The sequence below is a fragment of the Winogradskya consettensis genome, assembly GCF_018332715.1.
Classification (GTDB): Bacteria; Actinomycetota; Actinomycetes; order Mycobacteriales; family Micromonosporaceae; genus Actinoplanes; species Actinoplanes consettensis.
Map to the genome: position 1 here is coordinate 21031 of NZ_BOQP01000017.1, position 24013 is coordinate 45043.

The window sequence follows — 24013 nt, forward strand, 5'->3', positions numbered from 1 at the left end:
CGTTCCCGCTCCGGCCGCCGCTTCATGTCACAAGGCGGTCGCCGCGGCGGGGGCCGGGAGGTCGCGCAGGCCGCCGCTGAAGGTGGCAGCGATCGCGGAGCCGGCGACGGTCAGGGCGAAGAACAGGATCGCGGGCGCGCTCCCCCACCACGAGACGAGGACGCCGGACAGGATCGGCGCGGCGGCTGCGGCGGACATGGCTGCCAAGAGGATCACGCTGACCACCCGGCCCTGCAGGCGGTCCGGGGTGATCGCCGCCTGGTACCCGAAGAGGGCCGCGTTGCAGGCAGGGCCGAGAAAAACCGCCACGCCGAGCGGGATCGCCGCGGCGAGGCTCGTGGTCAGCAGGGCACTGGTCGCCAGGAGAGCCGCGGCGGCCCAGCAGATCAGGCGGATCAGGGCCGCCGTGGACAGCGCCCTTTGCAGGGCAGGGGCGGCGAGCGCGCCGAGCAGGCCGCCGGCCCCGAGGATGGTCTCCGCGACGCCGATGACCGCCGGTGCGGTGCCGTGGCGTTGCAGGGTGACGATGACGGTGAACAGGATGCCCGTGATCGCGAAGTTCAGCGGCGCCGCGATGACCAGCACCGCACGCAGGAACGCGTTGCCGGCGACGAAGCGCAGCCCCTCGGCCATCGCGGTGGCGTGCCCCGCGGGCGGCTCGGTGCGCGGCTCCTGCAACGGCGTGCGGATCAGGGCCACGCCGAGCATCGAGGCCAGGTAGCTGACGGCGTTGCCGAGGAACGGGAGCGACTGCGCCGCGCTGAACAGCAAGCCACCCAGTGGCGGACCTGCCAGGGAGACGCCGTACGAGCGGGCCTCGTTGCGCGCGACCGCCGTCGTCAGCTGGTCCGCCGGGACGATGTTGCGCAGCGCGGCGTGCTCGGAGGTCGAGAACAGGGTGCCGCACGCCGCGTCGAGAACGGCCACGGCGATGATGGCGGTGAGGCTGACCCGCCCGGCGAGCAGCGTCACACCGAGACCCGCATACCCGAGCAGGCGCACCGCGTCGCAGGTCAGCATGGCCCGGCGCCGGTTGACCCGGTCGGCCAGGACGCCGGAGGGCAACCGCACCACGAGCCGGGTGAGCGCCGCGAGGGTGCCGACCAGACCCGCCTGCACCGGGGAGTGGGTGACCGCCAGCACGAGCAGCGGGATCGCGATGGTGGAGACGGCACTGCCCAGGTCCGACAGGCACTGGCTGCCCCACAGCAGATTGAAGTCGCGGTTGCTCACTCCCCGGCCCGCCGCGGGAACGCGTGCATGATGACGACCACGTTCTCGGCCTCCGGCTCCGGCTCCGCGGCGCGCTCCTCGACCGCCTTCGCGACATCGGACCAGAGCCCGCTCAGCCCCGCCGGCGTCGTACGCAGGATGAAGTCGCCCGAGGTGGCGGCCTTGCGCCAGGCCGCGCTCCACTCGAGCCTGGCGGCCTCGGCCCGGTAGCGCTCGATCGCCCGGTTCCACACCTCGTCGGCCGCCTCCCCCATGGCCCGGGCCGCTTCGGCATATCCCGGGGTCGCGTCGTCGGCGCCGGGATCCCAGGTCGTGCTCCGCGACCCGGCCCGCCACCAGCGCTCCCTGCCACGCGGGCCCTTGCCCAGATCGGGCGCCTCGACGACGAACCCGTAGCGGGCCAGGTGGCGCAGGTGGTGACTGGTCTGCCCGGAGTCGGTGCCGAGCCTGCGGGCCAGCCGGGCAGACGTGGCCGGGCCGTCGACGCGCAGCGAGCCGAGGATCTCGATACGCATGGGGTGGGCCATCGCGCGGAGAGTGTCCGCCCTGGACAGATGAAGCGGCGATTCCATTGATGCAGATTATTTAATGCATAGAACCTCTGCAACGACTCGGTTGTGTGCAATTAAGTTGTGTGCAACTAAGTTGTGCACAACTTAAAAGACGTGCGTGATGCCCGCCACTTGAACGACGTTCATGTTGAACAGCGTTCAAGTTGGTGCCAGACTCCTCCACATGCAACTCAGACGTGCGGATGTCGTGGCCGGGGCGCTGATCCTGCTCGATGCCGAGGGCCTCGATGCGCTGACGATGCGCAAGCTGGCCGCCCAGCTCGGCGTGCAGGCGGGCGGGCTCTACTGGCACTTCAAGAACAAGTCGGCGCTGCTCGGGGCGATGGCCGACGAGATCGTGGCGCCGCTTGCCGCCGAGCCTGCCCCCGGGTCGTGGGACGCGCAGCTGACCGAGTTCGGCCACCGTTACCGGCAGGCGTTGCTCTCGCATCGCGATGGCGCCCGGGTGGTGGCCGGGACGTATGTCACCGAGCCCAACACCGTGCGCGGCGGCGAGATGACCATGCGGATTCTGATCGAGGCCGGCTTCCCGGTCGAGCGGGCCGGCTGGGCGATCTTCGCTGCGGGCTACTACGTGCTCGGCCACTGCATCGAGGAGCAGGCCCAGCTCGCCGAGGGCGACTGGGCCGAGCGCGGGGCCGGGCTGCCCGACTCGGCGCTGAAAGAGGCCTTCGAGACGACGATCAGAGCCAGACCCGAGGAGCGCTTTGCGTACGGGATGGAGCTCATCCTCGACGGCATGCGCGCCCGGCTCGGGGAGGCCCGGCCGTGATCCCCAAGGTCAAGCGGCCGCAGCAGCGCCGGATGCTCGCCCTCGAGGTCCGCGACAACGTGCGGATCAGCCCCAGCTTCGCCCGCATCACACTCGGCGGGCCCGCGCTCGACGGTTTCGAGCACACCGGGCGTGACCAGGCCGGGCGGTTGTTCTTCCCCCGCGAGGGCCAGCGCGAGCTGCGGCTGCCCACGCTGCAGAACGACGGCTGGATCGCCGAGCTGCTGATCATGGCGAGGTCGCGCCGGCCGTGGGTGCGCACCTACACGATCCGCGACTACCGGGCCGGCGTGCAGGAGGTGGACATCGAGTTCGCTCTGCATGGCGACGCGGGGCCCGCCTCGGCGTGGGCGAGCCGCGCGAAGCCCGGTGATCCGGCCGGATTCTTCGACGAGGGCTACACGTATCTGCCGCCGGAGCCCGGGGGCCGGCAGGTGCTCGTGGGCGACGAGAGCGCGCTGCCCGCGATCCTGTCGATTCTCGAGGGCGCGCCGGAGAGTCTCGAGGCCGAGGTCTTCCTGGAGGTCCCCGAGTCCGGGGACATCAGGGAGGTCGAGTGCGCTCCGGGCGTACACCTGCATTGGTTTGCCAGGAACGGAGCCGCGACGGTCCCCGGTGAGCTCGCCCTCGACGGGGTCCGGAAGGCCGAGCTGCCGCAGGGCGCGTTCTACACCTGGGCCGCGGGCGAGGCGAAGCTCGCCACCGGCGTGCGCCGCCATCTCGTCGCCGATCGCGGCGTTCCCAGATCCGACATCGCGTTCATGGGCTACTGGCGGCACGGCCGCTCGAGCCCCGGCTGACCCATGCGCCTGTGGGCAGGTCAGAGCGTTTGAAAAGAGCCGGCAGCCAGGAGGAGAGCATCGTGACCAGAGTGCTGAGCACCGAGGCGGAGCTGCGCGAGATCGTGAAGACGCCGCTGAAGATGATCGCCGAGAAGGGCATCGACCACATCGACGAGCAGTCCCGGCGGTTCATCGAGGTGAGCCCGTTCTTCCTGCTCGCGACGGCGGCGCTGGACGGCACGTGCGACGTCTCGCCGCGGGGCGACCCGGCCGGCAGTGTCCTCGTTCTCGACGAGCACACCCTGGCGTTCGCCGACCGCAAGGGCAACCGGCGCCTCGACAGCTTCCGCAACATCCTCCAGCAGCCCCACGTGGGACTGCTGTTTCTCGTGCCCGGGTCGGGCGACACCCTGCGGGTCAACGGCAGTGCGCGGCTCGTCACCGGTGCGCCCTACCTGTCGCGCATGGCCGTGCAGGGTGCGGTTCCGGAGCTGGCGGTCGAGGTCCGCGTCGAGGAGTTGTTCCTGCACTGCAGCCGCGCCTTCTCCCGGTCATCACTTTGGGTGACCGACAGCTGGCCGAAGCGTGAGGACGTGCCGAGCGCCGGCAAGCTCGCGCGCAGCCAGAGCGGCATTCCCGTGCCGGCCCGGCTGATCGACGCGGCGCTACGCCGCGCCCCCGAAAATCTTTACTGAGAGTAGCCGGGGTCTCAGTCCGGTTCACTTGATTCGTCAAGCATCCTGCCGACAGTCCAGTCGGTAGCGGCGCGGTTGCGGATTCCGGGCCCGGTGACTGAGGGGCAAAACCATGGCAGGCAGCGGCAACGCGGTAACCCGGTGGTTCGACGACCGGCCGGTCGCGGCCAAGGTGTTCACCGCCGTGGGCGTGGTCGGCGTCGCCGCCGTGACCGGGGGTGTCCTCGCCGTGGCCGGGCTCTCCTCGGTCTACCACCGCGGCGCCGGCCTCGAGAGCGGCAACATGCGGCCCTCGCTGCTGCTGGCCGGGCTGCGCGCCGACGCGCTCACCGCCCGCATCGACATCCGCGAGGTCGCGCTCTCCGCCGACAAGACCAGCGCCGAGGCCAAGCTCGAGACCGCCGACGAGGCCGTCGAGAGCGCGATCGCCACATACCGGCCCCAGGCCGCCGACCCCGCGGCGGTCGACACCTTCACGACACTGTGGAACCAGTACAAGACGGTTCGTGACGGTACGCAGCTCACCGCCGCGCGGGCCGGGGACTACATCGAGTTCGAGAAGATAGCCACCGCCCAGGCGAACCCGATCATGACGCAGGCGATGGCCGCGCTGGACAAGGCCTCCGACGCCGAGGTCGCCGACGCCTCCGCGACCGTTGCGCAGGCCGAGGACGAGTACGCTGCCACGCGTACCCGGCTGATCCTGGTCCTGGGTCTCGGCGTGCTGGCCGGTCTGCTCGTCGGCCTCTACACGGTCCGCCGGATCACCGCGTCGCTGCGCCGCGTCAGCACCGTCCTGGAAGGCCTGGCCGACGGGGACCTCACCCGCACGGCCGGCGTGGACAGCCGCGACGAGATCGGCCGGATGGCCGCGGCACTGGACCGGGCCACCGAGGGCGTACGCGAAACCGTCGCCGCCGTGGCCAGCACCGCCGCAACCGTGGCCGGCTCCGCGCAGGAACTCGCCGACACCAGCACGACCATCGCCGCGACCGCGGAGAGCACCTCCGCCCGCTCGCAGACCGTCGCGGACGCCGCCGGCGAGATCTCCGCCAACGTCCACAGCGTGGTCGCCGGCGCCGAGGAGATGTCCGCCTCGATCCGCGAGATCGCCCAGTCCGCCGCCCAGGCCGCCGAGGTCGCCTCCGCCGCCGTCGACGCCGCGCACGTCGCCTCCGGCACGGTCGGTCAGCTCGACACGTCCAGCGCCGAGATCGGCAACGTACTCAAACTGATCACGTCGATCGCCGCGCAGACCAACCTGCTGGCCCTGAACGCCACCATCGAGGCCGCCCGCGCCGGCGACGCGGGCAAGGGCTTCGCCGTGGTCGCCAACGAGGTCAAGGACCTGGCCCAGGAAACCGCCAAGGCCACCGAGGACATCGCCGCCCGCGTCGACGCCATCCAGGCCGACGCCCGCGCCGCCGCAGGCTCCATCGGCGAGATCACCGCGGTCATCGCGAAGATCAACGACTTCCAGACCACCATCGCCGCCGCCGTCGAGGAACAGACCGCGACAACCGGCGAGATCAGCCGCAACGTGGCCTACGCCGCCACCGGCACGGACCAGATCGCCGGCACCATCTCCGGCGTCGCCGAAGCCTCGGCCGCCACCAGCGCCGGCATGGAACGCGCCCGCGGAGCGACCGCCGACCTCGCCACGGCAGCTTCCGGTCTGCAGACGCTGGTGAGCCGCTTCCGGTACTGAGCCGCAACGCCTGCCATCGCCGGCTCCGGTACCCGGTGGTAACCGCTTGCCATCGTCGGTGGAGATCGATGGGAGTACAGTGCCTCCCGGCGTGCCGTCCAGTGGAGGGGGTCCACATGACGAGGCCGTTGCGGACGGGTGATCCGACCCGACTCGGTGAGTACGAACTGGTGGGCCGGCTGGGGGCGGGCGGCATGGGCACGGTCTACCTGGGCCGGGCCTCGGACGGGCGTCCCGTCGCCATCAAGGTCATCCGGGCGGACCTCGCCTGGGACGACGAGCTGCGCGGTCGTTTCCGCAGTGAGGTCAACCGGGTCCGCCAGGTGCCCGCGTTCTCCACCGCGGCCGTGCTCGACGCCGACCCGGACCACGACCCGCCCTACCTCGTCGTCGAGTACGTCGACGGCCCCAGCCTCGCCGAGGTCCTCCGCAAGGACGGCCCGCTGAGCCAGGACGCCGTCCAGAGCATGGCGATCGGCATCACCGCCGCCCTCATCGCCATCCACGGCGCCGGCGTCATCCACCGCGACCTCAAACCGGGCAACGTGCTGTTCGCCATGGGCGGCGTCAAGGTCATCGACTTCGGTATCGCCCGCCCCCTCGAGGTCACCAGCCAGCACACCCGCACGGACCAGATGGTCGGCACGGTCGCCTACATGGCCCCCGAACGCTTCGACTCCGACAACGGCCGAGCGGTCGGCACCGCCTCGGACATCTTCGCCTGGGGCGTCGTCGTCGCCTTCGCCGCCACCGGCCGCACCCCGTTCTCCGGCGAATCCGCACCGGCCACCGCGATGCGCATCCTCACCCAGGAACCGGACCTGACCGGCTTGCGAGAGCCGCTACGCGGGCTGGTCGCCTGGTCCCTGTCCAAACGGCCCGAGGACCGCCCCACCGCCCGCGAACTGCTGGACGCCCTCCTCGGCACCACCGCCGCCCCCTCACCCGGCGCGTTCTCACCTGCCGGGCCGCCGCCCGATGCCCACTCACCCGGTGCACAGTCGGCCGGTGCACAGTCGGCCGGTGCCCACTCACCCGGCGCACAGTCGGCCGGCGCATCGCGGGCGGCGACTGGCTCATGGCCGCAGCACCGGCCGGCCAATACGCCTCCACCGCATCCGACATATCCGATTCACGCGGCTTATCCGGCATCGCAGCAACGGGTCGGGCACCAGCTGCCGCCGCCACAGCCGGGCAGCAGGCCCGCACCCCAACAGGGCCTGCCCCAACACGGCCTGCCCCAACACGGCCTGCCCCAATACGGCCTGCCCCAGCAGGTCGGCAGACCGGCACCGCAGCAGGGCGGCAGACCGGCACCGCAGCAGGGCGTGCCGCAGCAGCGGCAAGGGCCGCAGGCGTGGGCGACGCCGCCGCACGGGCAGCCCCGCCCCAGCGGCTATCCCGCACCGCCCGCCCGCCCCCAGCGTCACCGCTCGCGCGCGTTCGTGGCGCTGATGGTGGCGACCGGCCTCATCGGCACCGCCCTCACCGCGATCGTGCTGGACGAGGTCGACTCGCAGGTGAACGACGTGGACTTCTCCGCCGGGGAGGACTCCGCCACCGATTCCTACTACGACGAGTACGGCGAGACCACGTCCGCCGCCCCGGCCGCAGCGAAGCTCAGGACGACCACGCCGGCGGCGATGTTCGAGCTGGTGTCGCGGCTGTTGCCGGACCGGGAGATGACCCATCTGCGTACGGATGGCAGCAAGGGCCGGATGTTCGTGCAGTTCTATCTGGACGGCGGGGACGGGCCGGGCATGATGTCGCTGTCCATCGCGGCGAAGGATGCGGGGACGAAGCCGGTCCGGGACGGCAAGCCCACCGTGACGGTGGAGCGGCTGAAGGGCAACTGCGTGCAGGACATGCTGGTCGAGGCGTCCTGGGCGGATGACACGCTCGTGCAGGTGGCGAATGCGACCTGCCTGACGTCGGGCGAGAAGGCGCCGGCCCCGCTGACCCTCGCCGAGGCGAAGTCGCTGGCCGCCGATCCGCGATGGGGCACGAGGATGGACGCGGACCTCGTGGACGCCGGCGCCGAGAACTACCCGTCCTTCACCAAGTAGACCTGGACGCCGACGCGATGCGCTCGTTCGAGGCGATGGACGGCACCGGCGAGGTGATCACCAGTTGATCTTTCCGGGCCAGGTCACGTCGGCGAGCCGCTTCTGCCCGTCGAAGTTGGGGTGGAAGTAGTCGAACTTGCTGACCAGGCTCAGCGAGAAGTCGACCCGGTTGGCGCTGCCCCCGTCCCAGCGGCACCGTTTGCCGTACGCTTCGCAAGCCCGTTCGAGCTGGGTGTTGTAGGCCGCGATCCGGTCCTTGACCTTGTGCCGGCGGTCGTTGTCGGCGTCGGCGGTGGAGGTCGGCCGAGCCAGCATCGACGGGCAGATGCCCCGGTTCCAGACCCGGACGGCCTCCGCGTTGTCGTGCCCGAGCTCCCAGAGCCGGTAGAGGTCCGGGATGCTGACCACGAGGACGCGGGATTTCGGCAGCCCCTTCCTGAGCCGGTCGAGTCCGTCGTCCACCTGGGAGCGGAACGTCTTCACCGAGGTCATGTCGGCCACGTCGCCGGCGCAGGCGTCGTTGGCGCCGACCAGGACGGTCACGTATTCCGAGCCGGCGTCGACAGCGGACGCGGCCTGCGCCTCGAGGTCGGCCGCGTCGGCACCGGGGACCGCGAAGTCGCGTGCCTTCCCCTTCATCTTCGGGTTCTTGGCGAGGATCCGCCCGTAGTGACTGCCGACCCCGTCCGCTCCCCCGGTCGACCAGGAGTTGCGGCTGCACGCCACATAGACGGCGCAGCTGCCGTACCCGGCGGTGATCGAGTCGCCGAGCGCGGCCATCGAGGACGGATAGCCGGGCTTCGGTTTCGCCGTGCCCGTCGAGGTGGGCCTGGGTGTGGCCCCGGCCCCCTCCTCGCAGGCCAGCGCGAAGACGCAGAGAACTGCCAGGACGGCGACGTGCCAGCGACGAAGCACCGGACCCCCATGATCACAAAATGTCACGACACATTCACCCTATGGCATCCGGCGCCTTGATCGTCAGGAAGGCGACGGGAATGCCGTCGGCCCGTCGCTCTGCACGAACCGGCTCCCGTTCCAGCGGTACGTTCGCTCCTGCTGCACGTCGTAGTACTTCTGGGTGACGGTGACGACAACTCTGCCCCCACTGACCGTCACGTCGTTGATGACCTGGCCCACCGGGCCCACCCAGCCCATCGCGGCCACCTTGCCGGTACGGCCGTTGAGCGCCAGCAACTGACCGGACGCGTCGTCCCCCGGGCCGGACGTGCAGCTGCCCCAGACGACCGCCTCCACCCTGCCGTCCCCGTCGATGTCGCCGTAGGTCGGCGCTCCGCCGAGATAGGACGGGTGCACGGAGACACCCGACCCGGTCTGGCCGTCCACGACCTCCAGTTCACCGGCCGGGCAGTCGTCGTCGTCATGGCGCGCGGGGAAACGGATCGTGGTGTTCTCGACATCCACCTTGCGCATGGACAGCGGCGCCGGGGCCGGTGACGTCGACGACGACCTCGGCGCGTCGGGCGACTCGGAACCACCCGGCTGCCCGCTGCCGGACGAGGACCCCGAGGGCGAGCCCGACGGGGAGGGAGAGCCGGGGTTCGGCGACGCGGACGGTGACGGCGTGACGGGCGCGAGAGTGACGGACGGCGACGGCATGACCGGCGGGTTCGGTGCGGGACCGAGCCCGTCGGAGCGCAGCCGCAAACCCACCCCGACACCCGCCACGGCGATCACGACGGCAGCCGCGGCGGCGACCACGACCACCCGGCGACGGGTCGCGGCGCGGGCCCGGGCCACGATCACGTCGGGCGGCAGGGGCTTGAACGACTCGTGCGCGGATTCCCGGTAAGAATCGAAGTTGCTCATGAGGGCACCTCCCAACGCGGCCCGAGATCCTCGGCCAGCTTCGCCCGGCCCCGGTGCAGCCAGGCAGCCACCGTGCCGGTCGGAACGCCGAGCTCGTGCGCGATGTCCGCCACGGGCACGTCGGCGATGTGGTGCATGACGATGACCCGCCGCTGCCGCTCCGGCAGTTTACGCAGCGCCGCGACCAGCAGCACGTGGTCCGGGTTCATGCCGGGGACGACTCCGGGCGGCGGCTGACGCCGCATCACCTTGGCAGCGGTCGTTATCCGGCGCAGCCGGCTGGTGGCGAGGTTCCAGGCCACCCGGCGGACCCAGCTGACCGGATCCTCGTACGCACTGACGTCCCCCCACCGCTGCCACGCCCGCACGAACGCCTCCTGCGTAACGTCCTCGGCGTCGCCGCGATCGCCCAGGTACGCGTACACCTGTGCGGTGATCCTGCCGTACCAGGCGAGGTAGAAGGCGTCGAACTCGCCCCGCCCGCCGACCACCGCCCGCAGGCGTACGGCAGGGCCCGGTTCCGGTCGCACCCGGCGCCACCCCCTCGTGAGATTTGCAGCTCCGGAAACCGACACGCGCCACTGCGGCGGGGCCATGCGGTTTGTGTCGCAGGTCACCCTCGATGCACTTGATGCATGGGGGGTGCAAGTTCACCCGAACGTCGGAGGCGCCCCGCCCGTCGAGTGACCACTATGGATCGATGCCGGGACGCCACCGCACCACCTTCCGCCACTCCGGCACCATTGCCGGCGTGACCGCGCTGGCGCTCACCGTCGCGGGCGCCGGTGCCTGGCTCGGCTACCGGCGCATGTCCGAGCAGGACTGTAGCGGCCAGGTCCCGCTCAGCGTCGCGGCGGCCCCCGAGGTCGCGCCCGCGGTGCGGGACGCCGCCCAGCGCTGGATGGATGCCGGTGCGGCGGTCGCCGGTCGCTGCGTGGCGGTCTCCGTCACCGCCGCCGAGCCCGCCGACGCCGCGACCACCGTCGCCCGCCAGCACCAGGTGAATCTCACCGGGCTCAGCACCGGGCGCAGCGGGAGCCTGCCGGACGTGTGGATCCCCGACTCGTCGATGTGGTTGCTGCGGATCTCCTCGGAGGCGCCCGGGTTCCGGCCCACCGACGCCACCCCGATCGCGACCAGCCCGGTGGTGCTGGCCGTGCCGCAGCCGGTCGCCGAGACGCTCGGGTGGCCGTCGGCGAAGCTCGGCTGGAAAGATCTGCTGGCCGCGCTCGGCCGCAAGGGACCCGCGGAGCTCCGTCCCGGGATCATCGACCCCAACCGCGACGCGGCCTCGCTGGCCGGCCTGCTGGCGCTGGGCGGGTCCGCGGGCGACGGCGCGGCGGGCGTCCGGGCCAAGGTCGGCGCCCTGCGCTCGCTGGCCGCCAACAGCTCCAAGATCCGCGACGACCTCGTGCAGAAGTTCCCGCGCTCCGCCGCCGACGTGGGGACCTCCCTCAGCGCGGCACCGCTCGCCGAGGGCGAGGTCGTGCGGTACAACGCGGCCCGGCCCGCGGTCCCCCTGGCGGCGCTCTACCTCTCCCCCGCTCCGGCGCCGCTGAACTATCCGTTCGCCGTGATGCCCGGCGCCGCGCCCGAGACCGCCTCGGCCGCCGCCGGGCTGCACGCGGCACTGCGTGACCAGGCTTTCCTCTCCGCGCTCGGGGCGGCCGGGCTGCGCGAACCCGGCGGCCGGGCGGCAACGGGGTTCACCGCTCCGGCCGGCGCGCCCGCCGCCCCGGCACCCGCCGCCACCGCCGTACCCGGAAACGACGCCGTGGCCAAGGCCGCCGGGCCGATCAACCAGCTGCTCGACAGCTGGTCCGCGATCACGCTGCCCGGCCGGGTGCTGGCGGTCTTCGACGTCTCCGGCTCGATGTCGGAGAAGGTCGCCACCGCGGGCGGCCTGACCCGCGCGGAGATCACCCGCCGTGCGGCGACACAGGGCCTGGCACTGTTCGACGACCGCTGGGCCGTCGGCAACTGGATCTTCTCCACCGAGCTGCGCGGCAAGCAACCCTGGCGCGAGCTGGTGCCGATCACCCCGCTGAGCTCGGGCCGGGACAGGCTGACCGCCGCGATCGACAAGATCAGACCCAAGGAGAACGGCGACACCGGGTTGTACGACACCGCGCTGGCGGCGTACCGGAATGTGCAGAAGTCCTGGGAGCCGGGGGTGGTCAATTCGGTCATCCTGTTCACCGACGGGGTCAACCGCAACCCCGACGGCCTCACCCGCACCGCCCTGCTCGACCGGCTCACCCGGCTGCGCGACCCGAAGCGACCGGTCCGCATGGTGATCATCGGGATCGGCACCGACGTCGACCGCGGCGAGCTGACCGCCATCGCCAAGGCCACGAGCTCGGGCGGCGTCTACCTGGCGGAGGACCCCGCGACGATAGGTCAGATCTTTTTGCAGGCCATCGGTACGCGCTCCGGCGCTTGACCACCCCAAGACTCTCATACACGGTAAGTACGCGCCGAAGTACTAAGCGTGATGACCCGGGTTTCAGCGCTGCGCGCGTGGCTACCGGCGGGAGGCGGTCTTCGACACGAGGACTGGGCCCGCCGCCACCGCCTGCTCACGCTCCTGCTCGCCGCCTGCGTAGCGGCACTGACCGGCTTCGGTACCTTCCAGCACGGTCTCGACCGCGCCTGGCTGATCACCGTGATGCTGATCCTGCCGTGCGTGGTGCTCGCCGTGCTGCTGCCGGGGCGGCGGCTGCCGTCCGTGTTCATCGCGCTCGGGTACACCGTCGTCTGCGGCGGCTTCGTCTCCATGGCCCACGGCCTGACCGAGGCGCACTTCACGTTCTTCATCGCCGTCGCCGCGCTCGCGCTCTACCGCGACTGGGCGCCGTTCGGCATGTTCCTGATCGCGACGACGCTGCATCACGCGGTCTTCGGCGTGATCGTCAGCGACCGCACCTACGACCACCACAGCGCGATGGCGCACCCGTGGCTGTGGGCGTTCCTGCACGGCACCGCGGTGCTGCTCGCCGCCACGTTCCAGGTCGTCCAGTGGAAGCTCACCGAGAGCGAGGAGGAACGCGCCCAGGCGAACCTCGCGGACAGCCAGGCCCAGCTCAGCATCGCCTTCGACGAGACACCCGTACCGAGCGCCATGATCGCCCCGGACGGCCGGCTGCTGCGCACCAACGCGGCGTACCGGCACTGGCTCGGGCTGCCCGACGAACTGCCGCCGGGCTTCAGCGTGCAGGACCTGCCGATCACCGTGATCGGGGCCGGACCGGGTGACGTCTTCGCCCGGCTGACCAGCACCCGCGAGCCGATGACCGTGACCACGCGGTACCGGCGCGAGGACGACGGCTCGCTGATGTGGGTCGAGGTGCACAGCACCACCCTCGCCGACCGCAACGGCACCGTCCGGGCGATCTTCGTGCACTGCATCGACGTCACCGTCACCCGCGAGCACGAGGCCGCGCTGCAGCACCAGGTGCAGCACGACCCGCTGACCGGGCTGCTGTCGCGCTCCGGTTTCGAGCAGGACATGGTCGCCATGCTGACCGGCCGGCCCATCCCCGCCAGCGTGCTCTACCTCGACGTGGACCGGTTCAAGTCGATCAACGACGGTTCCGGGCATGCGACCGGTGACGAGGTGCTGCGAGCACTGGCCGGGCGCATGATGCAGCTCGTCCCGCGTGGCTCGCTGGTCGCCCGGCTCGGCGGCGACGAGTTCGTGCTCGCGCTGCCCGTCGCGCCCGACGCGGCCCGCGAGGTGGGCCAGGCGCTGATCACGGCGCTGGCCGAGCCCATGGACATCTCCGGCATCCGGATCCAGCTCACGGTCAGCATCGGCCTGGCACCGGCCCGGACGCCCGCCGACGCATCGGAGGCGGTCCTCGCCGCCGACACCGCCATGTACGCCGCCAAGCGCGCCGGCGGCAACCGCCTGGAACTGTTCAGCGAGCAGATGCGCATCACGGTGCAGGAACGCATCACCGCCGAGGCCCGGCTCCGCGCCGCCCTCGACGGCGACCGCGACCGCACCCTGCCGGTGTGGTTCCAGCCGATCGTCGACGGCGCCACAGGCAGCATCATCGGCGCCGAGGCACTCGTGCGGATGTGCACGCCGCAGGGCCAGATCCTCGCCCCGGGGCACTTCATCGGCGCGGCCGAGGAGACCGGCCTGATCGTGCCGCTCGGCGAGCACGTGCTCGTCTCGGCGCTGCGCCACCTGCTCGCCTGGCAGAACGACCTCGGCTACATCTCGGTGAACGTGAGTCCCCGCCAGCTGTCCGAGCCGGGGTTCGCCCCCATGCTCGCCGGTCTGCTGGCCCGGGTCCCGCACCTCGACCCGTCGCGGCTGGTCCTGGAGATCACCGAGACCGCCGTGCTGGCCACCTCGGGCGACCTCGAGACCCGGCTGCGCGCGATCAAGGCGCTCGGGGTCCGGATCGCGCTCGACGACTTCGGCACCGGGTACAGCTCGCTGACCTGGCTCCAGTCCGTCCCGGCGGACGTCGTCAAGCTGGACCGCTCGTTCGTGGCCGGCCTGGCCACCGACCCGCGCAAGTCGTCGATCATCTCCGCGGTGCTGTGGCTCGCCCAGTCGCTGGGCATGACCGCGGTGGCCGAGGGCGTCGAGGACGTGGACGACTGGCAGGCCCTGCGCGCGGCCGGCTGCCCGGCGCTGCAGGGCTACTACTTCAGCCGCCCGCTGCCCGCGACGGAGTTCGACGCGATGCTGCGGCGCGGAGCCGACCTCGTGCCGGCGTAACAACAACGCTCCCGCACCGGTTGTTGGGGCATGGCTGTTCTGCTCACCCCCCAGCAACGCAAACCCGGAGATATCAGGCCGCGGTCCGCTCCCGGGCGGATCGCGGTCCTGGACGGGCTCAGGCTGATCGCGGCGCTCATGGTGGTCGCCTACCACTACATCGGGTACGACCGCGGCGCCGTCAAACCCTGGGGTGCCGCCGCCGACCGAGCCTTCCCGGCGCTGGCCACCCCGGCGTCGTACGGCTGGCTCGGGGTGGAATTGTTCTTCCTGATCAGCGGTTTCGTGATCTGCATGAGCGCCTGGGACCGCGACCCCGGGCACTTCCTGCGCTCCCGGGTGGTGCGCCTGTTCCCGGCCTACTGGGCGGCGGCGCTGCTGACGTTCGCCGTGCTCACGCTGTGGCCACTGGTCCGCGACCCGGTCGGCCCCAGCGACCTGATGGTCAACCTGACCATGCTGCAGGAACCGCTCGGGGTGCGCTCGGTCGACGCCGTCTACTGGACACTGTGGGTCGAAGCCCGCTTCTACCTACTCTTCGCGATCCTGGTCTGGCGAGGCCTGACCGTACGCCGGGCAGCGCTGTTCGGTGCCGGATGGCTGGCCGCCGCCGCCCTGGCCACCCAGGCCGGCCTCCCCGCCCTGGACCTGATCGTGATGCCGGACTACGCGCCGTACTTCGTGGCCGGCATCGCCCTGTTCCTGATCCACCGCTTCGGGTCACACGCCGGCCTGTGGGGCCTCGTCGCGGTGGCGTTCCTGCTGGCCCAGCACCACGTCCTGGGCCAGACCCACCACGTCGCCGCCGACGTCCTGGGCCGCCCGCTCTCCCCCTGGCCCGCCTTCGCCCTGCTCACCGCGATCTTCGCCGCGATGTCCCTGGTAGCGACCGGCCGCCTCGACCGGGTCCGCTGGCGCTGGCTGACCACCGCCGGAGCACTGACCTACCCGCTGTACCTGCTGCACGAATACATCGGCTGGACCCTCATCGCCGCCCTGCACACCCACCTGGGCCGCTACCCGACGCTCGCGCTGGTGGTGACGCTGATGCTCGGCGTGGCATGGCTGCTGCACCGCTACGTGGAACGTCCCGCGAGCCGGTTGCTGCGAAAATGGCTGAGCGCTCCGCTGCCCGGCCCGCTAATTTTGGCGCATGGATTCGCTCGGGGCGCGGATGAAAGAACACGAGCGCATCAGCCGGACGGTGCTGCCACGCCGGGCGTACACCCTGATCCGGGCCGACGGCCGTAACTTCGGCACCTACCTGCGAGACAGCGACAAACCGTTCGACGCGGGCTTCGTGACCGACATGGACCACGTCACACGCATGCTGTGCGAGGAGGTCGCGGGCACAGTCCTCGCGTACACCCAATCGGACGAGATCAGCCTGCTCCTCACCGACTTCGCCGGGCACGGCACCCAGCCCTGGTTCGGCGGCCAGGTCCAGAAAATCGTCTCCACCGTCGCCGCACTCGCCACCGCCACCCTGTGCTCGCGCCACCCCGCCCGCCCGGCCACCTTCGACGCCCGAGTCTTCACCATCGCCGACCCCCGCGAGGTCGCCAACTACTTCCTGTGGCGCCAACGCGACGCCGTCCGCAACTCGATCTCCATGGCCGCCCAGGCCCACTTCCCCCACAACCGCCTCCACGGCATGAACTCCGGCCGCATGCAGGAGCTCCTCTGGCAGGAAAAAGGAATCAACTGGAACGACTACCCCGCCGGCATCAAACGCGGCCGGGTAGCGATCCGCGAATCCGGCGAGCAGCCCGTCACCTTCACCCACAAACGCACCGGCGAGACCACGTCAACAACCGCGACGCGAACCTGGTGGCAGGTCCACGACGCCCCGCACTTCGACCTCACCCCCGCCGGCTTCCTCGCCCAGACCATCCCCCGCCTCCCCACCCTCAGCGAACCCTGACCCGCAGCCCTTCCCCCGCGCGCCGCCCCCGCCGCCCGGTCGCGGGTCGCCCGGTCGCGGGTCGCCCGGTCGAGACACCCAACGTCGGCCGGGAGTGTCTTTCATCGCCGGAAATGATTGCCTGTGCTTGACGCGCTGCACCGCACAAAGTTGCGAGGTATCGGAACCCGGCGCAATATCGCTCCACACGGTCCAGCTATATGTCTTATGCCAAAAAATAATGACCCGCATTTGACAGTCGAAGCCGCATAAAGTGTCGTCATCGCGATCTCCGGCGCAATATCGAACCATCACTTGATCGCGGTGTCCGCCCAGTCGATCCGCATCCGCACAGCGAAGCCATATCCAGTCGCAACCCCGCGTCACCATCCCGACCCCGGCGACGACGAAGCTCGCAGCAACCGCGCGTGGACATCAGCACTTCCCATCAACACAAGAAACGGAGCGGCCCTCCAATGCGGCCTGCCCTATGCTGCGCCGAGAAATGACTGCGCCATACTTGACAGAAAAACCCGCATAAAGTTGCGAGGCAGGCGGCTTCAGCGCAACATCAAGCCACAGACCGAAACACATTATCTTCCGGCCAGAAATAATTGCCCGCACTTGACGGCCGATGCCGCATAAAGTTGTGTGACCTCCGCCCTCAACGCAATATCGAACCTCTCGCCGCGACACCATCAGCCCGGCCCTCGCGACGCCGGGCCCTTGCGGAAGCGGCCCTCGCAGCATTGGCCTCTCGATGGTGAGCGTGGCCGCTGGCAGCCCACCCGACCAGCACCCCGCAGCCAGGAAACGGCCCCCGCTGGAAGCGGTCATCCCGAGAACCGGCACTACACAGACCCACCACCGCAGGCAGCTGTCACAGCTCGCAGCCGCCACCGCGGGCAGTGGGCACCGCGGGCAGTGGGCACCGCGGGCAGTGGGCACCGCGGGCAGTGGGCACCGCAGGCAGTGGGCACCGCAGGCAGTGGGCACCGCAGGCAGTGGGCACCGCGGCCAGCCGTCACCGCAGCGAGTGGGCACCGCGCGCAGTGGGCACCGCGGCGAGTGGGCGGCGGGGTGGGGTCAGATTGCGGCGCGGTCGTGTTTGACGCGGTACATGGCGGCGTCGGCTTCTCGGAGGAGGCGGTCGGGGTTGTTGGCGGGGCCGGTGGCGATGCCGATGCTGGCGCCGATGCGGAGGGCGGGGGTGCCGTCGATCTCGATGGGGGCCAGGAGGGCCAGGGAGATGTCGGCGGCCAGGTTGCTGGCTTCCTGGGGGCCGGCGCCGGGGAGGAGGAGGGCGAACTCGTCGCCGCCGAGGCGGACGGCCAGGCCGGTGGAGCCCAGGCCGGTGCGGAGGCGGTGGGCTACGGCGATGAGGAGTTCGTCGCCTGTGTGGTGGCCGTGGGCGTCGTTGATCTGTTTGAAGCCGTCCAGGTCGGCGACGAGGACGCTGACCTGGGTGGTGCCCGCGGCGGCCAGATGCTCGGCGAGGAGGGCGCGGTTGGCCAGGCCGGTGAGGCTGTCGTGGGTGGCCTCGTGGCGGAGCTGGTCCTGCAGTTCGCGGGCCTCGGTGACGTCTCGGGCGTTGAAGACCACGCCGCGGACGCTGGGGTTGCCGGTCAGGTCGGCGCCGACCAGGTCCAGCCAGCGGTAGGTGGCGTCGGCGTGCAGGAGGCGGACCTGGGCTGCGGCGTCCGTGCCGGGGGTCGCGGCGAGGATCGCGGTCAGTTCCTGGAACAACAGGAGGTCGTCCGGGTGCACGTACGTCGCCAGTTGCAGGCCCACGGGCTCGTCGCCGCCGAAGATGCGGGCTGCCGCCGGGCTCGCGTACGAGATGATGTCGCCCGGGCCGACGACCAGGGTGACGTCGGAGGCGTGCTGGACCAGCGAGCGGAACCATTCTTTCTGCTCGTGCAGGTCGGCGAGGCTGCGGTCGAGGCTGGTCAGGAGGCGGTCGTTGTCGGTGAAGGCGACGAGCTGGCGGCCGAGCACGAGGGCCGTGATGGCCACGACGCCGACCGTGACGCCCCAGATGCGCAGGTCGGTCTTGGGCAGGGCGACGACGAGCAGCACTTCGGTGGCGATCACGGCGATGTACGGCGTCCGGCTGTACCGGCCCCGCCGCTCACCGGTGAGCGGCCCGTTGCGGCGACGCAGCTGCAGCTCCTGGAGCCGGAGGCTGACGGGGATGAGGGGTGCAGGACAGTACCTGGACGACAAAGGCGATCCGGCCACCGGTCAGCACCAGGCTCACCGACGTGCCCAGCGCGGTGGTCGTGATGCCGACCGAGGCCACCAGCCCGGCGCTCAGGGTGAACGGGGGCGGGTCGCTGAAGACGAGTTTGAGCACGCCGAAGACGACGACCAGCATGACGGCGGCGCTGGCCGCGGCGACGTAGCGGTCCGCGGCGTGGGCGCCGCTGAGCTGGGGTGCGAGGGAGAAGTACCAGAGGAAGATCGCCACGCCGGCCAGTACGGTGATCGCGTCCAGCCACAGCCGCAACCGCTGGCGGCCGGTGGCGCCGAGCGGGTGGCGGAGCATCGTCGCGGCCATGATCGTCATGGCGACAACGACCATGACGGTCTGCAGGACGGAGACATCGGTACGGCTGGGATCCCGCACGACCAGGATCGTCTGGTACGCGTCCCCGGCGGTGCAGCACAGCATCGCCACCTGCAAAGCACGCCAGAACCGGCGGGCGTGCCGTTGCCCGGTCGCGAGCCGGGCGAGGCGCCCACCGGACCAGACCAGCGCGACGTCGAGCACGGTCTGCACGGCCCAGGACGTGGGGCGTGGGGCGAGCCCCAGGAGCAGCCACGGCACGCTGAGCACGGCAAGCGTGGCATACGCGAGCAGCACGGGGTCCCGCATGAAGCCCGGCTTCCCCATGCTTCTCCCGTCCCGTGTGGTGATCGGCTCTCGTATCGGCCGTACGGGTGGAAACCTGAGCGATCTAGGATCGCCGGATGAGTGCCCTCGAATTCGGTCTTGACACTTTCGGTGACGTCACCGTGGATACGGACGGCAACGTGCTGCCGTACGCCCAGGTGATCCGCAACGTGGTCGAGCAGGCAGTGCTCGCCGACGAGGTGGGCGTGGACGTGTTCGGTCTCGGCGAGCACCACCGTGACGACTACGCGGTGTCAGCGCCGGAGATCGTCCTCGCCGCGATCGCGAGCCGGACCCGGTCGATCCGGCTGACGACCGCCGTGACGGTGCTCAGCTCGGACGATCCGGTGCGCGTCTACGAGCGGTTCGCCACCCTGGCCGCGGTGTCCGGCGGGCGCGCCGAGATCACCCTGGGCCGGGGCTCGTTCACCGAGTCGTTCCCGCTGTTCGGCTATGACCTGGCCGACTACGAGCAGCTGTTCTCGGAGAAGGCCGATCTGATGGCCGAGTTGCTCACCGAGAAGCCCGTGACGTGGAGCGGTTCCGTGCGCCCGCCGCTGGAGAACCAGGAGGTCTACCCGAAGACCGAGGCGGGCCGCGTCCCGACCTGGGTCGGTGTCGGTGGCAGCCCCGAGTCGGTGGTCCGCGCGGCGCAGTACGGCTTCCCGATGGCGCTGGCGATCATCGGCGGCGACCCGGCCCGCTTCGCGCCGTACGTGGATCTCTACCACCGTGCGCTGGACCAGTTCGACCGGGAGAAGCTGCCGGTGGCCGTGCACGCGCCGGGCTTCATCGCGGCGACCGACGAGGAGGCGGCGGAGACCCTGTGGCCGCACGCCCAGAAGTCGATCACCCGGATCGGCGCGGAGCGGGGCTGGCCGCCGCTGACCCGGGAGCGCTTCGAGGACGACATCGCCGAGGGCGCCTGGCACGTCGGCTCCCCGGAGACGGTGGCCGCCAAGATCGCCCGTACGGTCAGAGCGCTCGGCATCCAGCGTTTCGACCTCAAGTATTCGGCGGGCACCCTGCCGCACGAGGCGATGATGACGGCGATCCACCTCTACGGCACCGAGGTCATCCCCCGGGTCCGCGAGCTCCTCAGCGAGGGCGAGGACGAGGCCGCGAGCTAGATCTCGCCCACGGCGGCGACCACGGCCATGCCCCGCGCGTCACCGTCGCCGCCGTCCGGCCACTCGTGCACCCAGACCAGGCCGGGTGGCACGATCTCGGCGTCGCCGAAGAAGCTGAGGATCTGATCACGGGTCCGCCCGTGCGCCGCGGACACGTCGGTGCGCCGGTAGAGCGCGGTGACCTCGGCCTCCTTCGCGTCGGCCACGGTCTCCGAGACGCCGTGCGAGATCACGAGGTAGGACCCGGCGGGCAGCGCGGACCGCAGGCTCTGCACCGCCCGGTAGGCGTCGTCCTCGGGCACGAAGTGCAGCATCGCGACGAACATCAGCCCGATGGGCTGGTCGAGGTCGATCAGCCGGCGGACCGTGGGGTGGTTGAGCACCGCGTCGGGGAAGCGCATGTCCGCCTGGATCGCCGCGGCCCACGGGTTGTCCTTCAGGATGTCGGTGCTGTGCGCCACCGCCACCGGGTCGATGTCGACGTAGACGACGCGGGCATCCGGGATGCGGCGCTGGGCGATCTCGTGGACGTTGCCGACGGTCGGGATGCCGCTGCCGATGTCGAGGAACTGGTGCACGCCGCGGTCGAGGAGGTAATGCACGACGCGGCTGAGGAACGCGCGGTTGGCGCGGGCCATGTCGCCCGCGAGCGGGAAGATCGTCAGGAGTCCCTGGGCCGCCTCGCGATCGGCGGCGAAATTATGGTTTCCGCCGAGCAGCGCGTCGTAGATGCGCGCGCTGCTGGGCCGGCTGGAGAAATCTGAGTCGGCGTTCGCCATGCCCAGAAATCCTACTCCACTGTGGATGTCCGGCACGGGTTCCGTCACGATGCCACCAGTCCGTTCGTCCGGCGTGGCACGGCGCGGGCCCGCAGCAGTGCCGGCACCTGGTGCGGTGTCGCGGGCACGCCGTAGTGCAGCCCCTGGGCGCCGTCGCAGCCCGTACCCGTCACAGTCGCCGCGCCCCGCTCGTCGTCGATGCCGTGCACGGTCAGGGTGAGGCCCAGCGCGTGGGCGGTGCGGGCCATCCCGGCGAGCAGCTCGCGGTCCGAGCCGGCCCCGGAGGCGCCCGACCGCAGCAGTGCCGCAGGGGTGCGCAGGCCGTGCACCGGGAGGTCTCTGAGGTACGCCAGGCTGGTGAACCCGGTGCCGAAGTCGTCCAGCACGATCCGCACACCCAGCTCGGCGAGCGCCGTCAGCACGGTCAGGCTGTGCTCGCCCGCCGGGACCGCGTCGAGCCCGGACAGGTGCAGGTGCAGCCGCCCGGGTGCCAGGCCACTGGTGGTCAGCGCGTCGTGCACCAGCTCCACCACATCGGGGTAGCCGATCTGGTGCACCGGCACGTCGAGGCCGACGAACGGGCCCTTCGCACCGCCGTCCCACTGCATCGCCTGTCGGCAGGCCTGCTGGAGCAGCCCGGCCGCGAGCCGGGTGGTGGTGTCGCGGTCGCCGGTGAGCTGCCCGATCCGGGTGAGGTCGAGGGTGCCCAGGAGCGGGTGCCGCCAGGTCATCCTGGTGTGCAGGCCGGCAACGCGACCGGTGCCGAGCCGCACGACCGGCTGGTAGGTGGGCGGTCCGGTGACCAGGCCGGCGACCCCGGCGGTGGCGTGCGGGCCGGTGCCGGCCGGGCGGGCGTCGTAGACGGCCCAGCCGGTGGTGCCGGAGCGGGCCTGGCGCAGGGCGATCTCGGCGTCGACCAGGACGCGGGCGGGATCCAGGTCGCCGGTGGCCGCGTCGACGGCGCCGACGTGTGCCTGCAGCGGAGCGGTCAGGCCCGTGCCGGGCAGCGACGCGGGCTCACCGAGTGCACCGGCGATCCGCTCGGCGAGGTCGGCCAGGTGGACCAGGCCACCGCTGTCCTGCACGAACATGGTGAACGTGTGGCTGCCGTGCCGGGCCAGCAGGTAGTCGGGGTGGGTGGCGGCCGGCCGGAGCCGCCGGGCGACCTCGCCGAGCACGTGGTCGCCGGCATCCGCGCCGAACTGCTCGCAGATCGCCGGATAGGCGCCGATCTCGATGAGGCAGAGCCCGGCGTGCCGCTGCGGGTCGTCGCCGTTGGCGGCCTGGCGCAGCCGCTGCACGAGCCGGGCCTTGCTCGCCAGCCCGGTCACGGGGTCGAAGTACGCGAGCCTGCGGTAGCGGGCCTCGCTGTGCTGCAGGGCGACCTGGAAGTCGTGGGCGGCGCGCTGGGTGGCCCGGTGCAGCGACTCCTGCTGGGCGAGCGTGCGGGCCTGCATGGCGGCGGCGAACCCGGCGGCGAACGCCCCGGCGACCTGCCGCGCAGGGACCCGCAGGACCTCCCCCTCGCTGAGGTGGTCGAGGACGACGCTCATCGTGGCGGGCAGCGCCTCGTGCCGGCCGATGCCCAGCGCGACGACCTCCACCCCGACGCGGTAGGCGGTGTCGTAGTCGGGCGGGACGGTGGTGGCGGCGTCGTGCAGGCACCGGGCGTACACGTCGAGGGTCTGGGCCGCGACCGGCTCCGCGACCGGGAGGTAGACACCGGCCGCGGTGGCGGCCGCCAGCCAGGTCTCCCCCACCGTGGCGCGGGCACCGGTCGCGACCGGCATCGGGGCGAGGTCCACGGGGTACGGCGTGGACGCCGGGCCGGGCAACGCGCGCCGGGAGCTGAGCACCGTCCGGGCCGCCTGGTCCAGCGCGGCGTCGGTGTACTGCACGGCGGTGGAGAACGCGGCGGCCACTATCCCGTCGGCGCGGCGGCGGGCGTCCTCGATGACCCGGTCCGCGGTGCTGTCGTGGCGCGGGACGTCCTCGGGGACCGGCGGGTAGCCGCACTCGCCGAGGATCTGGTTCATGGCGGCGATCATCATCGCGTGGGTGAGCACCTCGGGGTCCTCGTGCGGGCCGCTCTGCGCCATCAGTTCTCCCCTGACTCCAGGTTCGCTGACTCCGGGTTCGCGCCCGTCCGCGGGGAGCGCTGCTCGGGTATCGCCTTCCAGAGTGCGACGGCCTGCTTGCGGCCGAGCTTGAGCGCGGTGCGTACCGCCTCCGGCGACTTACCGACCTGGGCCGCGATCTCGGACGGAGTCAGGCCCTGGGCGGAGAGCTCGAGGGCCTCGCGGCGCGCCGGAGGCAGTTGCGCCAGCACCCCGGAGAACCATTCCTCCAGCTCGTACGCCTGCAGCTCCGGATCGTCGGCCCGCCCCTCGTCCAGCTCGGCGACGTCGGGCACGAGCACCTCGAGGTCGCCGTGCGCGCTGGCGCGGCGTTGCTTGAGCCAGTGGGAACGGGCCGCGGTGCGCACCCAGGCGACCGGGTGGGTGAGGTCCCGCCAGCGCCGCAGCGCCTCGCGGATGGCCTCGGAGACCGCGTCCTGGGCCTCCCACCGGTCGGCACCCTCACGCATGAGGTTGCGCACGAGTCCTTCCCAGTACCTCCGGAAGAACTCCTCGATCTCCGCGGCGGGCGGTGGATCGACTATGGGCGCCTTGTCCTCGCCCACCTTGTGCGCGTCGTGCGCGTCGACCACCGAATTGCCTCCGTTCGCCGTTGAACTCCCACCTAGTTAGGTCCCGGGGAGCCCTCCGGCGTGACAGCGGCGGTCAAGATTCTTTTCGGTCAGTGCGACACGTGCCTACGTTAGGTAATGATCAAGGACGCCACCTGCGGCGGCCCCCGCCTGGGAGAACTGTCTGTCCGAGATGGACTGTACGCCTGCAGGATCGGACACG

At 71.3% G+C, this 24013-nt stretch carries 20 protein-coding genes; 10 read left to right on the top strand and 10 right to left on the bottom strand.

The genetic code is table 11. The annotated features are described in order from the left end of the window. Window positions 1-27: 27 nt before the first annotated feature. The gene (locus Aco04nite_RS17180) at window positions 28-1233 is read right to left on the bottom strand and encodes an MFS transporter (RefSeq protein ID WP_212998241.1); all 1206 of its coding nucleotides are present in this window, start codon (window positions 1231-1233) and stop codon (window positions 28-30) included. Then, window positions 1230-1805: an ArsR/SmtB family transcription factor gene (locus Aco04nite_RS17185; RefSeq protein WP_212998242.1), complete on the bottom strand. Its 576-nt coding sequence runs from the start codon at window positions 1803-1805 to the stop codon at window positions 1230-1232. The genes Aco04nite_RS17180 and Aco04nite_RS17185 overlap by 4 nt, the downstream gene beginning before the upstream one ends. Window positions 1806-1968: 163 nt before the next feature. Between Aco04nite_RS17185 and Aco04nite_RS17190 the strand changes: the two genes are divergently transcribed. The 5 genes from Aco04nite_RS17190 to Aco04nite_RS48865 all read left to right on the top strand — a co-directional run bounded on the left by Aco04nite_RS17190 (window position 1969) and on the right by Aco04nite_RS48865 (window position 7828). Further along, a complete protein-coding gene (locus Aco04nite_RS17190) occupies window positions 1969-2577 on the top strand; it encodes a TetR/AcrR family transcriptional regulator C-terminal domain-containing protein (RefSeq protein WP_212998243.1) in 609 nt (202 codons plus the stop codon). Further along, entirely contained in the window at window positions 2574-3377 is an 804-nt protein-coding gene (locus tag Aco04nite_RS17195) for a siderophore-interacting protein (protein ID WP_212998244.1), read from the top strand. Before Aco04nite_RS17190 ends, Aco04nite_RS17195 begins: the two co-directional genes overlap by 4 nt. Before the next feature lie 62 nt (window positions 3378-3439). Beyond that, window positions 3440-4054, top strand: coding sequence for an MSMEG_1061 family FMN-dependent PPOX-type flavoprotein (locus Aco04nite_RS17200; RefSeq protein WP_212998245.1), 615 nt, complete (start codon window positions 3440-3442; stop codon window positions 4052-4054). Between the two features lie 112 nt (window positions 4055-4166). After that, window positions 4167-5762, top strand: a complete 1596-nt coding sequence (locus tag Aco04nite_RS17205; RefSeq protein WP_212998246.1) for a methyl-accepting chemotaxis protein — start codon at window positions 4167-4169, stop codon at window positions 5760-5762. A 116-nt stretch (window positions 5763-5878) separates the two neighbouring features. Continuing rightward, the gene (locus Aco04nite_RS48865; RefSeq protein ID WP_244876065.1) at window positions 5879-7828 is read left to right on the top strand and encodes a serine/threonine protein kinase; all 1950 of its coding nucleotides are present in this window, start codon (window positions 5879-5881) and stop codon (window positions 7826-7828) included. A 57-nt stretch (window positions 7829-7885) separates the two neighbouring features. On the opposite strand, the gene Aco04nite_RS17215 is transcribed toward Aco04nite_RS48865, so the two are convergent. The 3 genes from Aco04nite_RS17215 to Aco04nite_RS17225 all read right to left on the bottom strand — a co-directional run bounded on the left by Aco04nite_RS17215 (window position 7886) and on the right by Aco04nite_RS17225 (window position 10185). Continuing rightward, window positions 7886-8743, bottom strand: a complete 858-nt coding sequence (locus Aco04nite_RS17215) for a GDSL-type esterase/lipase family protein (RefSeq protein WP_212998247.1) — start codon at window positions 8741-8743, stop codon at window positions 7886-7888. Between the two features lie 63 nt (window positions 8744-8806). After that, a complete protein-coding gene (locus tag Aco04nite_RS17220) occupies window positions 8807-9655 on the bottom strand; it encodes a PQQ-binding-like beta-propeller repeat protein (RefSeq protein ID WP_212998248.1) in 849 nt (282 codons plus the stop codon). After that, entirely contained in the window at window positions 9652-10185 is a 534-nt protein-coding gene (locus tag Aco04nite_RS17225; protein ID WP_244876066.1) for a SigE family RNA polymerase sigma factor, read from the bottom strand. The genes Aco04nite_RS17220 and Aco04nite_RS17225 overlap by 4 nt, the downstream gene beginning before the upstream one ends. 170 nt (window positions 10186-10355) lie before the next feature. On the opposite strand from Aco04nite_RS17225, the gene Aco04nite_RS17230 reads away from it, so the two are divergent. Genes Aco04nite_RS17230 through Aco04nite_RS17245 form a run of 4 tightly spaced genes read left to right on the top strand, consistent with a single transcriptional unit; the run spans window position 10356 to window position 16317 of the window. Next, window positions 10356-12098, top strand: a complete 1743-nt coding sequence (locus tag Aco04nite_RS17230; RefSeq protein WP_212998250.1) for a VWA domain-containing protein — start codon at window positions 10356-10358, stop codon at window positions 12096-12098. A gap of 51 nt (window positions 12099-12149) precedes the next feature. After that, window positions 12150-14393, top strand: a complete 2244-nt coding sequence (locus tag Aco04nite_RS17235; protein WP_212998251.1) for a putative bifunctional diguanylate cyclase/phosphodiesterase — start codon at window positions 12150-12152, stop codon at window positions 14391-14393. 30 nt (window positions 14394-14423) lie between these two features. Beyond that, window positions 14424-15644: an acyltransferase family protein gene (locus Aco04nite_RS17240; protein ID WP_212998252.1), complete on the top strand. Its 1221-nt coding sequence runs from the start codon at window positions 14424-14426 to the stop codon at window positions 15642-15644. Continuing rightward, window positions 15547-16317, top strand: coding sequence for a tRNA(His) guanylyltransferase Thg1 family protein (locus Aco04nite_RS17245; protein ID WP_212998253.1), 771 nt, complete (start codon window positions 15547-15549; stop codon window positions 16315-16317). The genes Aco04nite_RS17240 and Aco04nite_RS17245 overlap by 98 nt, the downstream gene beginning before the upstream one ends. A 1065-nt stretch (window positions 16318-17382) precedes the next feature. On the opposite strand, the gene Aco04nite_RS17250 is transcribed toward Aco04nite_RS17245, so the two are convergent. Both Aco04nite_RS17250 and Aco04nite_RS17255 read right to left on the bottom strand, forming a co-directional pair. Continuing rightward, window positions 17383-18390: a sensor domain-containing diguanylate cyclase gene (locus Aco04nite_RS17250; protein WP_212998254.1), complete on the bottom strand. Its 1008-nt coding sequence runs from the start codon at window positions 18388-18390 to the stop codon at window positions 17383-17385. 37 nt (window positions 18391-18427) lie between these two features. Then, window positions 18428-19174 carry a hypothetical protein gene (locus Aco04nite_RS17255; protein ID WP_212998255.1) on the bottom strand — a complete coding sequence of 249 codons (747 nt, stop codon included), beginning with the start codon at window positions 19172-19174 and terminating at the stop codon, window positions 18428-18430. A 95-nt stretch (window positions 19175-19269) separates the two neighbouring features. Between Aco04nite_RS17255 and Aco04nite_RS17260 the strand changes: the two genes are divergently transcribed. Further along, window positions 19270-20322 (top strand): LLM class flavin-dependent oxidoreductase, encoded by a 1053-nt coding sequence (locus Aco04nite_RS17260; RefSeq protein WP_212998256.1) that lies wholly within the window; start codon window positions 19270-19272, stop codon window positions 20320-20322. On the opposite strand, the gene Aco04nite_RS17265 is transcribed toward Aco04nite_RS17260, so the two are convergent. From Aco04nite_RS17265 to Aco04nite_RS17275, 3 genes are read right to left on the bottom strand one after another with little or no spacing between them, the layout of a single operon-like run. Then, a complete protein-coding gene (locus Aco04nite_RS17265) occupies window positions 20319-21101 on the bottom strand; it encodes an SAM-dependent methyltransferase (protein ID WP_212998257.1) in 783 nt (260 codons plus the stop codon). The two genes, Aco04nite_RS17260 and Aco04nite_RS17265, sit on opposite strands and share 4 nt — an antisense overlap. A gap of 44 nt (window positions 21102-21145) precedes the next feature. Continuing rightward, complete coding sequence (locus Aco04nite_RS17270) at window positions 21146-23200, bottom strand: bifunctional diguanylate cyclase/phosphodiesterase (protein WP_212998258.1); 2055 nt, start codon at window positions 23198-23200, stop codon at window positions 21146-21148. Continuing rightward, on the bottom strand, window positions 23200-23811 hold the full coding sequence (locus tag Aco04nite_RS17275) for an RNA polymerase sigma factor (RefSeq protein ID WP_212998259.1): 612 nt from the start codon (window positions 23809-23811) through the stop codon (window positions 23200-23202). Before Aco04nite_RS17275 ends, Aco04nite_RS17270 begins: the two co-directional genes overlap by 1 nt. Window positions 23812-24013 lie beyond the last annotated feature (202 nt).

Excerpts from the sequence above, each read along its gene's own strand:
- Aco04nite_RS17205 (WP_212998246.1), top strand. The coding sequence starts at position 4,167 with ATGGCAGGCAGCGGCAACGCGGTAACCCGGTGGTTCGACGACCGGCCG.
- Aco04nite_RS17220 (WP_212998248.1), bottom strand. The coding sequence starts at position 9,655 with ATGAGCAACTTCGATTCTTACCGGGAATCCGCGCACGAGTCGTTCAAG.
- Aco04nite_RS17270 (WP_212998258.1), bottom strand. The coding sequence starts at position 23,200 with ATGGCGCAGAGCGGCCCGCACGAGGACCCCGAGGTGCTCACCCACGCG.
- Aco04nite_RS48865 (WP_244876065.1), top strand. The coding sequence starts at position 5,879 with ATGACGAGGCCGTTGCGGACGGGTGATCCGACCCGACTCGGTGAGTAC.
- Aco04nite_RS17240 (WP_212998252.1), top strand. The coding sequence starts at position 14,424 with ATGGCTGTTCTGCTCACCCCCCAGCAACGCAAACCCGGAGATATCAGG.
- Aco04nite_RS17245 (WP_212998253.1), top strand. The coding sequence starts at position 15,547 with ATGGATTCGCTCGGGGCGCGGATGAAAGAACACGAGCGCATCAGCCGG.
- Aco04nite_RS17190 (WP_212998243.1), top strand. The coding sequence starts at position 1,969 with ATGCAACTCAGACGTGCGGATGTCGTGGCCGGGGCGCTGATCCTGCTC.
- Aco04nite_RS17260 (WP_212998256.1), top strand. The coding sequence starts at position 19,270 with ATGAGTGCCCTCGAATTCGGTCTTGACACTTTCGGTGACGTCACCGTG.
- Aco04nite_RS17235 (WP_212998251.1), top strand. The coding sequence starts at position 12,150 with ATGACCCGGGTTTCAGCGCTGCGCGCGTGGCTACCGGCGGGAGGCGGT.
- Aco04nite_RS17230 (WP_212998250.1), top strand. The coding sequence starts at position 10,356 with ATGCCGGGACGCCACCGCACCACCTTCCGCCACTCCGGCACCATTGCC.
- Aco04nite_RS17185 (WP_212998242.1), bottom strand. The coding sequence starts at position 1,805 with ATGGAATCGCCGCTTCATCTGTCCAGGGCGGACACTCTCCGCGCGATG.
- Aco04nite_RS17255 (WP_212998255.1), bottom strand. The coding sequence starts at position 19,174 with ATGCGGGACCCCGTGCTGCTCGCGTATGCCACGCTTGCCGTGCTCAGC.
- Aco04nite_RS17265 (WP_212998257.1), bottom strand. The coding sequence starts at position 21,101 with ATGGCGAACGCCGACTCAGATTTCTCCAGCCGGCCCAGCAGCGCGCGC.